General features: G+C 67.3%; 8 protein-coding genes. 5 read left to right on the top strand and 3 right to left on the bottom strand.

Annotation, left to right across the window (positions count from 1 at the left end):
* Positions 1-595: 595 nt before the first annotated feature.
* A complete protein-coding gene (sthA, locus tag VFZ09_RS18500) occupies positions 596-1993 on the bottom strand; it encodes a Si-specific NAD(P)(+) transhydrogenase (RefSeq protein WP_329728919.1) in 1398 nt (465 codons plus the stop codon).
* Between the two features lie 360 nt (positions 1994-2353).
* Between sthA and VFZ09_RS18495 the strand changes: the two genes are divergently transcribed.
* From VFZ09_RS18495 to VFZ09_RS18485, 3 genes are all read left to right on the top strand, one after another.
* Positions 2354-4090, top strand: coding sequence for a methyl-accepting chemotaxis protein (locus VFZ09_RS18495; RefSeq protein ID WP_329728918.1), 1737 nt, complete (start codon positions 2354-2356; stop codon positions 4088-4090).
* A 98-nt stretch (positions 4091-4188) separates the two neighbouring features.
* Positions 4189-4563, top strand: coding sequence for a response regulator (locus VFZ09_RS18490; protein WP_329728917.1), 375 nt, complete (start codon positions 4189-4191; stop codon positions 4561-4563).
* Positions 4564-4855: 292 nt separating this feature from the next.
* Complete coding sequence (locus VFZ09_RS18485; protein ID WP_329728916.1) at positions 4856-6451, top strand: chemotaxis protein CheA; 1596 nt, start codon at positions 4856-4858, stop codon at positions 6449-6451.
* Positions 6452-6523: 72 nt separating this feature from the next.
* Here the strand turns inward: VFZ09_RS18485 and VFZ09_RS18480 are convergent, their stop codons facing one another.
* Positions 6524-7984, bottom strand: coding sequence for a hypothetical protein (locus VFZ09_RS18480; protein ID WP_329728915.1), 1461 nt, complete (start codon positions 7982-7984; stop codon positions 6524-6526).
* A gap of 264 nt (positions 7985-8248) precedes the next feature.
* Between VFZ09_RS18480 and VFZ09_RS18475 the strand changes: the two genes are divergently transcribed.
* Complete coding sequence (locus tag VFZ09_RS18475) at positions 8249-8644, top strand: type II toxin-antitoxin system PemK/MazF family toxin (RefSeq protein ID WP_329728914.1); 396 nt, start codon at positions 8249-8251, stop codon at positions 8642-8644.
* 9 nt (positions 8645-8653) lie between these two features.
* Here the strand turns inward: VFZ09_RS18475 and VFZ09_RS18470 are convergent, their stop codons facing one another.
* The gene (locus VFZ09_RS18470) at positions 8654-8893 is read right to left on the bottom strand and encodes a hypothetical protein (protein WP_329728913.1); all 240 of its coding nucleotides are present in this window, start codon (positions 8891-8893) and stop codon (positions 8654-8656) included.
* Positions 8894-9175: 282 nt separating this feature from the next.
* Between VFZ09_RS18470 and VFZ09_RS18465 the strand changes: the two genes are divergently transcribed.
* Positions 9176-12136: a CHAT domain-containing protein gene (locus VFZ09_RS18465; protein WP_329728912.1), complete on the top strand. Its 2961-nt coding sequence runs from the start codon at positions 9176-9178 to the stop codon at positions 12134-12136.
* Positions 12137-12145: the final 9 nt, after the last annotated feature.

Genomic DNA, 12145 nt, shown 5'->3' with positions numbered 1-12145 from the left:
CACTCTCTCCGGCCGGCGAGGCGTTACCCCCGCCTTTGGATACGGCGCTCCTCATCCGAGCGCCGGAGGGACTTCAACCCTCCTGACCAGTGCGCTGCCCAGCGCACACTACGGCCTCTGCTGACTGCTCGCTCCGCCTCTTCGGCGTCGCCCTTTCAGGCATGAGGCGAGCTCTCCCCGGGTAAGAACATCGACCTTCACCGCACGAGCGCCGGCTTTACGTCACCTCGCCTTGGTCACCGGGGCTTCGCGAAGCTTTGCCCGCTCGCCCCGCTCGGTGCCGCCTCATAGCCGGTTCCTGTTCGTCGCCCCGCAGCTTCGTTCCCCGCTTCCTTCACGTCGGCCTCTCGGTCCGGCGCTCTGCGGTTCCCTTCGTTCGCGGTGACCTGCTTCCGGGAGGACTTCCACCTCCAAGTCGATGCCCATGCCGGGCGCACAAAGCAAACCGCGCCCCCTCGACAGGAGTGGGGCGCGGCTCACAGCGGCGGGTAACTTCTAGTGGAGGCGGCGGGAATCGAAGCCGCCGCTCGGGCGACGGAGTGGGAGGGGTGAATGCTGTCAGGGGCACCCGGGTGAGTGCCGTCAGGGGCACCCGTCAGAACAGGCGGTTGAGCCCGTTGAGCGCGGCCACCCGGTACGCCTCGGCCATGGTGGGGTAGTTGAACGTGGTGTTGATGAAGTAGTCGATGCTGTTGCCCGGCCCCTCCTGCGCCATGATGGCCTGGCCGATGTGGATGATCTCCGAGGCGTTGTCCCCGAAGCAGTGGATGCCGAGGATCTCCCGCGTCTCGCGGTGGAAGAGCATCTTGAGCATCCCCACCGTGCGGCCCGTAATCTGCGCGCGCGCCAGGCTCTTGAAGAAGGCGTGGCCCACCTCGTAGGGCACGCCATCGCGCGTGAGCTCCTGCTCGGTGCGCCCCAGGCTGCTGATCTCCGGGCTGGTGTAGATGCCGGTGGGGATGTCCTTCACCAGCTTGCTCTCCAGCCGCCCCTCGACGATGTGCGTGGCGGCGAAACGCCCCTGGTCATACGAGGCGCTGGCCAACGAGGGACTGCCCACCACGTCTCCCACCGCGTAGATATGGGGCACGGATGTCTGGTACGCGTCGTTGATGGGGATGTTGCCGCGCGAGTCCGTCTGGATGCCCAGCGCCTCGAGCCCCAGGTTCTGCGTGTTGCCCGTGCGCCCGTTGGCCCACAGGAAGATGTCCGCCTTCAGCCGCTTGCCGCTCTTGAGGTGCAGCACCACCCCGTCGTCCCGCGTCTCCACCCGCTCCATCTGCTCCTCGTGGCGGATGAGCACCCCCTGCTCGCGCAGGTGGTAGGAGAGCGCGTCGGAGATTTCATCGTCCAGGAAGGACAGCAGCCGCCCGCGCGTGTTGATGAGGTCCACCTTCACGCCCAGCATGCGGAACATGGAGGCGTACTCGCAGCCGATGACGCCCGCGCCGTAGATGATCATCGTCAGCGGCGTCTCGCCCAGCGTGAGGATGGTGTCCGAGTCGAAGATGCGCGGGTGGTTGAAGTCCAGGTCCGGCGGGCGGTAGGGACGCGAGCCCGTGGCCACCACGAAGGCCTTGGCGGACAGCAGCTCGCTGGCCCCCCGGGGCTCGCTGACCTCCACGGTGGTGGCATCCAGGAAGCGGGCCTGGCCCACCACCAGCTCCACCCGGTTGCGCTCGTAGAAGGTGGTGCGCAGCCGCACCTGGCGCGACACCACGGACGAGGCCGTCCGCATCATGTCCTTGAACTTCCAGCTCTTGGCCAGCTCGATGCGCAGGTCCGGGTGGTCCACCTGCACGTCCACCAGGCGCTGGATGGCGTGGCGCAGGGCCTTGGAGGGGATGGTGGCGGTATGGGTGCAGGCACCGCCCACCAGGGGGAGCCGCTCCACCATGCACACCCGCTTGCCGGACTTGGCGGCCTTCATGGCGGCCCCCTCACCGCCCGGGCCCGAGCCAATCACCACGATGTCGAATCGCCGCACGCTCATGGCCGGATATTTCTCCAACCCAGCGGACTTGCGAAGAAAACGCCCGGAGGAGCGGTGGAAGGGCCCGGCCCCCTGGCGGGTGGGCTCCCTTCCAGGTGCCGGTCCGAGGGCCCGGTCCTCTTGTCCGACGGCCACCTGCCGGAGCCCCACTCCCGGGAGGTGCCCGCGCGGCGCCAGGAGCGGCCGGTGTGCGGGGGTGCAGGTAGCCCCGCCAGCCCGAAGAATTCTCATCGGTTGAGGCTCGTGTGATGCTGGCCGCGGCATGAGCGAGGACCGCAGGAAGAATCCTCGGGCCGGTGCCGACTGCGTTGGCCCCCCTGTCACGCAGACCCTGCGCGCCCAGCAAAGGATGAACGCACAGTGAACTGGTTTCGCAACTTGAAGGTCGTCACGAAGCTCGCGCTCGGGTTCGGGCTGCTCACGGTGCTGGCCGTGTTCGTCGGCGTGCAGGGCCTGCGTGGCATGGCGCAGACGGACGAGAGCCTCAAGGAGATACACGAGCACCACGCCCTCGCCCTCGTGAAGCTGCTCGAGGCGGACGTGCACATGCTCCACATGTCCCGCACCCTTCGAAACGTGGTGCTGGACGTGGGCACGGAGCGGTTCGCGGAACGGACCGCGGAGCTCGAGGCGAGCCGGGAGAAGTTCGGGAAGGCGTTCGCGGCCTACCAGCAGACGATCTCCGGCTCGGAGCCGGTCCAGCAGCTCAAGGCCGCGGAGGTGGAGCAGCTCATGACGCAGCTGCGCAACGAGCAGCAGGACGTCCTGCAGCTCGCGACGAGCGGGCGGCTGCCCGCGCTGATCGCGGCGAGCAAGGATCTCTACATCGACGCGGGCGTGAAGGAGGCCCGGACGGTCGAGAACCAGATCGAAGCGGTCATCAAGGAGCTCGAGACGCACAAGTTCGCGGAGATGGAGCGGTTCTCGGAGCAGTCGACCGCGTCGTACGAGGGGTTCAGGCGGTTCGTCCTGGGCTTCCTCTTCGCCGCCGTCCCCCTCGCCCTCGGGCTCGGCCTGCTCACCACGTGGGTGATCGCCGGGCAGCTCGGCGGGGAGCCGGGATACGCGGCGGAGATGGTGCACAAGGTGGCGGACGGAGACCTCTCCGTGCACGTGGAGACGAAGACGAACGACCGGACGAGCCTCCTCTTCGCCCTGAAGGAGATGGTGAGGAAGCTCTCCGAGACGATAGCGGAGGTCCGGATGGGGGCCACCACGCTCAGCGCGGCCTCCGTGCAGGTGTCGGCGTCCTCGCAGAGTCTCTCGCAGGGCACCGGCGAGCAGGCCAGCAGCGTGGAGGAGACCACCTCCAGCCTGGAGCAGATGACGGCGCGGATCACCCAGAACCGGGACCACAGCCTGCAGATGGAGCAGATGGCCGTGAAGGGCGCCCGGGACGCCGAGGAGAGTGGCCGGGCGGTGAAGGAGACGGTGGAGGCGATGAGCTCCATCGCGGAGAAGGTCTCCATCATCGAGGAGATCGCCTACCAGACGAACCTGCTGGCGCTCAACGCGGCGATCGAAGCGGCCAGGGCGGGAGAGCACGGCAAGGGCTTCGCGGTGGTGGCCACCGAGGTGCGTAAGCTGGCGGAGAGGAGCCGGACGGCGGCGAAGGAGATTTCCGGGCTGGCGACGAGCAGCGTGAAGGTGGCCACGCGCTCGGGACAACTGCTGGAGGAGCTGGTCCCCGCCATCCGCAAGACAGCGGACCTGGTGCAGGAGGTGGTGGCCACCTCCATCGAGCAGTCCGAAGGGGTGGTTCAGATGAACAAGGCGATGCAGCACGTGGACCAGGTGACGCAGCGCAACGCCTCCTCCTCCGAGGAGCTGGCCAGCACCGCCGAGGAGCTCTCCGCCCAGGCGGAGGCGCTCACCCAGCGGGTGTCCTACTTCCGCGTGGAGGGCGGCCACGAGCGCGGCGATCGCCCGCGGCCCCGTCCCCGGGTGGGGGGAACCCCCCGCGGGCAGGCTCCGTCCCCGGCGCACGCGCTCAAGGCCGCGGCGGACGCCCACGGCCCCGGGGCTCCGGGTCCGCGTCCCGCCGCCCAGGCCCCGCTCCCGGGCGAGGACCATGAGTTCAGGCGCTTCCGGGTGTGAAGCCTGGGCGAGAACACCCCCGCCGCGTCCACGCAGTCCCTCAGCTTCTTCCACGCCAGGGTGCTCAGCAGCCAGGGCGAGTCATTGCCGGAGCAACCATGTCTCACAAGAAGAAGATCCTCCTCGTCGACGATTCACAGACAGTCCTGCTGATGCACCAGCTGCTGCTGGCGGACCGGGGCTACGAGTTGCTCACCGCGCGGGACGGGGAGGATGCCGTGGAGACGGCCCTGGCCGAGCACCCGGACATCATCTTCATGGATGTCCTCATGCCGCACGTGGATGGCTTCACCGCCTGCCAGACGCTGCGCGCGCACGAGCGGACACGCGACATTCCCATCATCATGGTCACGACCCGCGGCGAGCCCCAGAACGTGCAGCGGGGCTTCGCCAGTGGCTGCTCCGACTACATCACCAAGCCTTTCAATGTGAATGAGCTGCTGGACAAGCTCGAGCGGTATCTGGGCGAGTAGAGAGGAAGAGCGCGATGCAACGAGACGAGCAGAGGGACGCTCCCACCACGCCCGAGCACCCGGAGCACCTCACCCGGCGCGTGCGGGAGCTCCAACAGGAGAACGAGGCACTGCACACGCGGGTGCGCCGCCTGAGCACCGAGCGGCAACGGATGGAAACGCGGATGACCGTCCTTCGAGGCGACGGACCATGTGCTCTTCGAGCTGCTGGAGACGCAAGGGGGCATGGCCCTGCACTGCGCCCGTTGCCCGGCGGGCGGGGGGCCGCTGACGAGGGGCTCCCGAGGGTCACATGAAGATCGATCATGAGCTGATCCTCGAATCCTTCAGGACGGAGACGGAGGAGCTGTTCGCCGAGATGGAGGCGGGACTGCTCGCCTTCGAGGCCCACCCGCGGGAAGAGGTGCTGCGGACCGTCTTCCGCGGAGCGCACACGCTGAAGGGCCTGGCGATGTCACTGAGGTTCCCGGCCCTCACCGACTTCGTTCATGGCGTGGAGGACGTGCTGGAGGCGCTGCTGGAGCGGCGGAGGCTGGCGACCGGGGAGCTGGTGACGCTGCTGCTGAGCGCGGTGGACCACCTGCGCGCACTGACGGCGGCCGCGAGCTCCGGCTCCGCACAGGAGCGGATGCCAACGGACGCCCAGCGGTTGCTGGAGCAGCTGCGAGCGCCAGGACTGACGGGGCCGGTACCGGTGGGAGCCGCGGGAGCGCCGGAGGAGGTCCGGCGCGTGCGCACACTCCGGGTGGACGTGGAGAAGCTGGACCGCATCGCCAACCTCACCGGCGAGCTGAGCATCGCCCGAGGGCAGCTGACGCAGGTGCTGGCGAAGGGCTCGGCCGCGGAGGCACTGGGGGTACACCTCGAGGCGGAGCGGCTGCACCTGGAGCTGCAGGAGGAGGTGAACCGGGTGCGGATGGTTCCAGTGGGTCCCCTCTTCCGGCAGAAACTGCGTGCGGTGAGGGAGCTGCTGAGAGCCCAGCACAAGCGGGCGCGGCTGGTGTTGGAGGGAGAGGACGTGGAGGTGGACACCACCCTGGTGGAGGGGTTGCGCGAGCCGCTGCTGCACCTGGTGCGCAACGCGGTGGACCACGGGCTGGAAGCGCCGGAGGCGCGGCGCGAGGCGGGCAAGGAGGCCTCAGGGAGGCTGGTGCTGCGTGCCTCGCACGAGCCGGGGATGCTGGTGGTGCAGCTCTCCGACGACGGCCGGGGCCTGCGGTACGAGCGGCTGCGGGAGAAGGCGCGCGCGCTGGGGCGGGAGGCCGAGCGGATGACAGCGGAGGAGCTGGCGGAGCTCGTCTTCCTGCCGGGGCTGTCCACCGCGGAAGCGGTGACGGAGGTGTCCGGACGCGGGATGGGCATGGACGTGGTGCGCCGCGGCGTGGAGGCGCTGCGGGGCACGGTGACGCTGCTCAGCGAGGAGGGAAGAGGCACCACGGTGACGCTGCGGGTACCGCTGACGCTGGCCAGCATCCAGGGCTTCGCCGTCGGTATAGGCGAGGAGACCTACGTGCTGCCGCTGGAGACGGTGCGGGAGTGCCTGGAGCTGCCAGCGGAGCTGCACGGGCAGCCCGGCGGCGGCGTGCTGAATCTGCGTGGCCAGGCACTGCCCTACCTGCGGCTGAGCGAGGTGCTCGGAGTGCAGGGCGCTCGCTCGGAGCGGGAGAGCGTGGTCGTGGTGGCTCACGGCGAGGGCCTCGCCGGGCTGGTGGTGGACGAGCTGTATGGCGAGGGCCAGCGCGTCCTCAAACCGCTGGACCGGCTCCTGCGCTCCCTGCCCGGTGTGTCCGGCTCCACCCTGCTGGACGATGGGCGCGTGGGGCTCGTCCTGGATGTGCCCTCTCTCTTGAAGGAGGCCGTGCAACGGACGGAGCCTGGGAGGACGTGAAAACGCATCCGGGCGGGCGGGGAGCCGCCGCTCCCCCACCCGCCCGTGCGCGACTCACTTCCTACGGGTGGTCTACTGGCAATCGCGCGCCGCGAAGCCAACGCCCGTGGTGGGCTCGGTGGTGGTGGTGCGCTCCCTCACCAGGCACTTCGTGGCCGGTACGGTCACCCGCGACTCGTTGACCGCCACCGACAGCTCACCCGACACCACCTGCAGTCCGCCGGGGAAACCCGTCGACGTGTTGGCGGGCACCGAGCGCACGCTCGGGGCCTCGCCGCCGCTCAGCCGCACATGGAAGCTCTGCCCGGAGCCGCCGCTGGACGCTCCGCCGTCCGCCTCCGCGCTCAACGGCCCCATATCGGTGAACACGGAGAGGTCGAACTCGGGCCGCACGCTCAGCACCGCCAGTCCATCCGCCCCCTTCTCGACGTGCAGGTCGAAATGCCGGCCGGACAGCGCGTTGAGGTCCACGGTGGTGAGCGTGTGCTCCCCCAGGGCCAGATAGCTCTGCGCCTCGCCCAGGCCGAGGTGCGCGACGGTGAGCGCCTCACTGCCTTCCTGGGCCTCCATCTCGTACGACAGACCGGACAGCGAGAACACATACGGCTTGCCAGCGAACTCGGCCTTGGCGCCGCTGTACGGAGCGCGAATCTCGGTGGTGCCCAGGTTCAGGGCCATGCGGGCCTGGTTCGCCCCATCCTTCTGCCACACCTTCGTCTCGAACAGGGGCGAGGCCTTCGCGGTGCTGAAGGCATACGCGCCCGCCGCCGCATCCCACTCGAGGCTCAGCACATCCAGAATGGACGTCTGGAGCTCCACATCCCGCGGTCCCCTGCTCGTCAGGGCCAGCTCCACGCGGCCCACCATCACCCGAGGCAGCTTCGTCTCGGGGCTCAGGAGCGTCACCGTGTCCTTGACGCCACCCAGGTCCACGATCATGCCGACCCGCACGTCCGAGAAGGACAGGGAGAGGGGCTCGGCGCGGTTGGGGCCAAAGAGCAGCTCCAGGTCCAGGCCCTTGTCTCCCTTGTTGGTGGCACGGATGCGCAGCTCGTACCTGTCCACCTCGGCCACGCACGCGGGGTCCGCCGGCGTCGAGCCATCCGAGCACAGATCCTCGCCCGTGATGCGGAACGTGGTGGAGCTCCCCTTGGTCTCCTCCACGTTGGCCTCGATGAAGATGCGCTCACGCAGGTACTTCTCCACCAGCGCGGCCTGCGCCTGCGAGGTGGTCTCATCCGGGACGCCCGGCACCGGCAGCGGGGCCTCCTCCGCCATGCCGGTGATGGACATGCCCTGGACGCCGCCGCTCATGTTGCCCAGACCGCCGACGCTGGACGCCACCTCCGTCAGCATCTCGAGCGCCGAGAAGTTGCTCAGCGTCCGCATGCTCGTGCCCATGTTGCGGACCAGATCGCCAGAACGCCTGGCGGTCACCTCGGCTACCTCCTCGGGCTCGGGATCCGGCGGTTGGCAGCCCACGGCGCCCAGCGCGAGTGCCACGGTTCCAGTCACCCAGAATTTCATCTTCATTCAGTCGCCTCCTGATACGGGATGGGGTCGCGCATCCTGCAGCAATGGGCAGGCCAGAAGCCAATCTCAGACATTCCGCGAGGTTCCACGCCCTGGAGGCGGCTCCCAAACTACACACCGTGACATCCCTGTCAGGACACAGTAGTCCGTCCAGCAATTTTCCAGCCCCACGCCACGAGCAGTCACGAGAGGGATGAGTCAGCGCTGATCACGGCCAAGCCGCTCTGTCATGATGCGCGCTCCGGGCCACATGCGCGAGCACATATGACGACGAACACAGGAGAATCCACGGGCACGCCTCCCGTGAGGATCAACCGCGGTGACGTGTTCTGGATCGCGCCCGATGATTCACGAGGGCCTGCCCCGGGCTACTCCCATCCCCACGTGGTGGTTCAGGACGACGTCTTCAACCACTCGCGCATCACCACCGTGGTCGTCTGTGCCCTGACGTCGAACCTGCACCGGGCCAGCGAGCCGGGCAACGTCCTGCTCGAGCCGGGCGAGGGCAACCTTCCCAAGCAGAGCGTCGTGGTCGTGTCGCAGATCTCCTCGGTCGAGAAGTCCCGCCTGGGTGAACGCATCGGCGCACTGTCCGATGCGCGGGTGGAGCAGATCCTCGCCGGCCTGCGCTTCCAGCAGGTGTCGTTCTTCGACCGGTAGCACCACGCGCTACCGCTCCGGGACGGGCTTCTTCTTCTCCCCTGCCCCGGTTGCCGCCGCAACGGCCGCGGGGATCGTCTCCCGCATCCACTCCACGAAAGCGCGCAGCCTCGCCGGGTAGAACCGCGCATACGGATAGAGCAGGGACATGGGCAGGGGCGGGGCCTGCCAGCGCGGCACCAGGTGCAGGAACTGAAGGAGGCCGTGCAGCGGGTTGGTGGCGCGGATACGTCGCTCGTACTTGTCCACCTCGACCCCTCCGCGATGGCCCCGCCGTGAGGCGCGTCACTTCATCTGGGTGAACTCGCGCACAACCCTCTGACACCTTTCCCAGGCACCCTGCAGAGGCGTAAAGTCAAGCGATGGAGCCCTCACGCGATGAATACAGTCATGTCCCTACAGCTGGATTTCATTCCTACTGAGAACGCGGAGAAGCGTTCCCCTCGCCTCCACCACGGGTGGACGCAGTATGTCCTTCAGTGTGCCAACGGAGACGTCCAGTGTGCCAACGGAGACGTCGAGACCCTCGAGTTGCAGTGGAACGCGACGCTGCTCCACGATCTCGTCGCCCTCCAGAATAAGAAGTGCGATCCGGCCATTGTCCAGCGCGTCGGCCGGACGCTTCGCGCCTTCCTGAAGTCGGACGACTGGGCACGCCAGGAGGCGCGGCTTCTGGATGCGGTGTCACGCGAGCAGCCGGTGGTCGTCACCATCCGCTCCGTCGCCGACGAGCTGTACATACTGCCCTGGGAGCTGCTCCCCATCGGGGCGAGCGGGCAGCACCTGGGCGAGCTGCCCTCCGTGCTGGTGCGCTACGAGCGGGCCAACGCCACGACCGAGCCCGAGTCGCCCTCACCCCGGCCCGAGGGAGGACGTATCCTCTTCGCCTGGTCAGCGGCCGGCGGATACGTTCCCGTCTCCGAGCACCTCAGCGCCATCAAGCAGGGCGCGCAAGCGGGCCATCATTCCTTCGACCCCGAGGGTGACGTCCTCCAGCACGCCACCTGCGAAAGTCTGCAGAAGGTGCTCAAGGCGGCCAACGACCCGGGGGGCACGCCCATCTCGGTGCTCCACCTGCTCTGCCACGGTAGCACCGAAGAACAGAAGCACGGCCTCGTGCTCAACAGCGGCGACGCGGGCGAGCCCACCATCGTCCACGCCGACAACCTTGGCAGGGTACTCCACCCCTACAAGCACATGGTGCGGCTGGTGGTCATCGCCGCCTGCAATGGCGGCAACTTCGGCAAGCCCGACAACCAGTTGTGGAGTATCGCGCAGAAGCTCCACATGATGGGGATTGAGGCGGTCATCGCCTCGCGCTTTCCCTTGTCCATTGTCGGCTCCAACCGGTTCTCCAAGACCTTCTACCGGGTGCTGCTCGGCGGCCCTTCATCCGTGGAGAGCGCGTTTCTCGCGGCGCGTCAGGAACTCGTGCGGGACACCGCCCAGCTGGACTGGGCGAGCATGCAGCTCTACGCGTGCGGCGCCGATGGCCAGGATCACCGCCCCATCGTCCTGCGCCCCTACCGCGGTCTGCTCACCTTCCAACCCGAGCATAGGCGCTTCCTCTTCGGTCGCGACGCGGAGATCAACGAGATCATCAACGACCTGGGCTCGCTCACGAAGGCCGGAGCGCCGCGCTTCCTCGTCATCGCGGGCGAGTCGGGCCACGGCAAGTCCTCGGTGGTGCTCGCCGGTGCGGTGCCGCGCATGTGCGAGGCGCCCGGGTCCACGTGGGTGTTCAAACAGATGCGCCCCGGCACGAGGCCACTGACCGCTCTCGACGCCGCCCTCTCGAAGTGGTCGGAGCGGGACAGGCCGCTGCTGCTCGTGGTCGATCAGTTCGAGGAGGTCTTCACCCAGACGGAGTCGAAGGAGGAGCGCGATGCGTTCGTCCGCCGGCTCTGGGCGTTGGCCGGCCAGGCCGACTCCGGTGTGTCGGTGATCGTCACCCTGCGCGTGGACTTCATCGGCCGCTGCGGAGAAATCCCGATCGATGACCAGGACACACGGCTCGACAAGATCGCCTATGATGAGGCGCACCGGATCTTCGTGCGGTACATGACCCGGCCGCAGCTCGAGGAGATCATCTCCAAGCCGGCGCAGTTGGTGGGGCTCACGCTCGAGCCGGGCCTGGCGCGCCGGATGCTGGAAGACATCGATGGTGAACCAGGCGCGCTCCCCCTGCTCCAGGACACGCTGGACATACTCTGGCAGCACCGCGAGGGCCGTCAGCTCACGCAGGCCGCCTATGACAAGGTAGGATGCGTCACGGGCGCGCTCCAACGCCGGGCCGATGCCGAGATGAAGAAGCTCGACGAAACGAAAAAGAAGCTCGCACGCCGCCTCCTGGTCCGGCTGGTGAGCACGCGGGATGACAACACCGCGAAAGACACACGGCGGCAGGCGCTCCTTGAGGAAATCCGGCCGCGCCATCCAGAGGACCACCGGAGATATTTCGATCAGATTCTCGGCCGGCTCGTCGATGAGCGGTTGCTGGTAAGCTCGGGCGAGGGCGAGACGACCGCCGTGGAGGTTGCCCACGAAGCGTTGATCCGGAAGTGGAAGCCCCTCCAGGAATGGTTGCAGACAGACCGCGAGAAACTCGCGCAGTTGGAGAAGCTCAAGAGCTGGGTGAAGGATTGGAAGAGTTCCGAGACGCTCTTGAGCGGGCGCCGTCTCGATGAAGCGAAATACATTGCAAAGCAACACTCCGACGAAGTCGGCGAGGACGAGAAGGCGCTGATCAAGAAAAGCCGCTCGAAGGCCCTGAATAGGCGAATCCTTCTGTGGTTGGTCAGGGTGCGGGTGGCGCTTGCCGTAGCCATCATCCTCATTCTCTGCGCCTTTGGTCTTGTGCTGAGCGTGGTTCTGGACGATTCTCGAAAGCAAAGAGGCGATCTCGCACGTGTCCTCATCGCCATGCAACTGAAGGCGGTCAATCCGGAAGCAGCGAGCAGCTTCTTGAGAGAGGTCGAATCCGAGAAAGCGTGGCGGATTCCCGGTTGGCTCGCGACCGTCCCCATCTGCACCCCGAAACCCGAGGGAGGCGGGACTGATTCCAACAAGGAAGACCCTGGCGGCTGGCGCTGCGTTTTCTCCCTGGAGGCAGAGGAGCAGGTGGTGGTGGAGATCGAGGCTCAGCCCGCATGCCGGGCCAGCTTCAAACAGGATGGCCCGAGCAGCGAGGAGCCCAGCGGCTGCATGGAGCAGGTTCAACGGAAGATCGTGGAGAAGCTCTGGACCGATATCGGTTGCTTCAACCTGAAGGATTGGCGGAAACACCTCGGGAAGAAGGGAGATGCCGCCCCAGACCAGGCCAATCCCGACACAAGCAACGACGCTTGCCAGAAACTGCAAGCATGCCTGCGTAGCTCAGGCTCCAAACAATCACACGACGCTTGTTTTTCCGAATACAGGGGAGAGGGATACACGTCAACCCCGGCTGATGATTGGTTTGGAGATCTCTTTGAATTTGAAGCTTCCAAGTAGATTCCGGTG

It is taken from the genome of Archangium sp., from assembly GCF_036277355.1.
Lineage (GTDB): Bacteria > Myxococcota > Myxococcia > Myxococcales > Myxococcaceae > Archangium.
The sequence above is the reverse complement of the archived record's forward strand: the minus strand, read 5'-3'. Positions and strand labels throughout refer to the sequence as shown.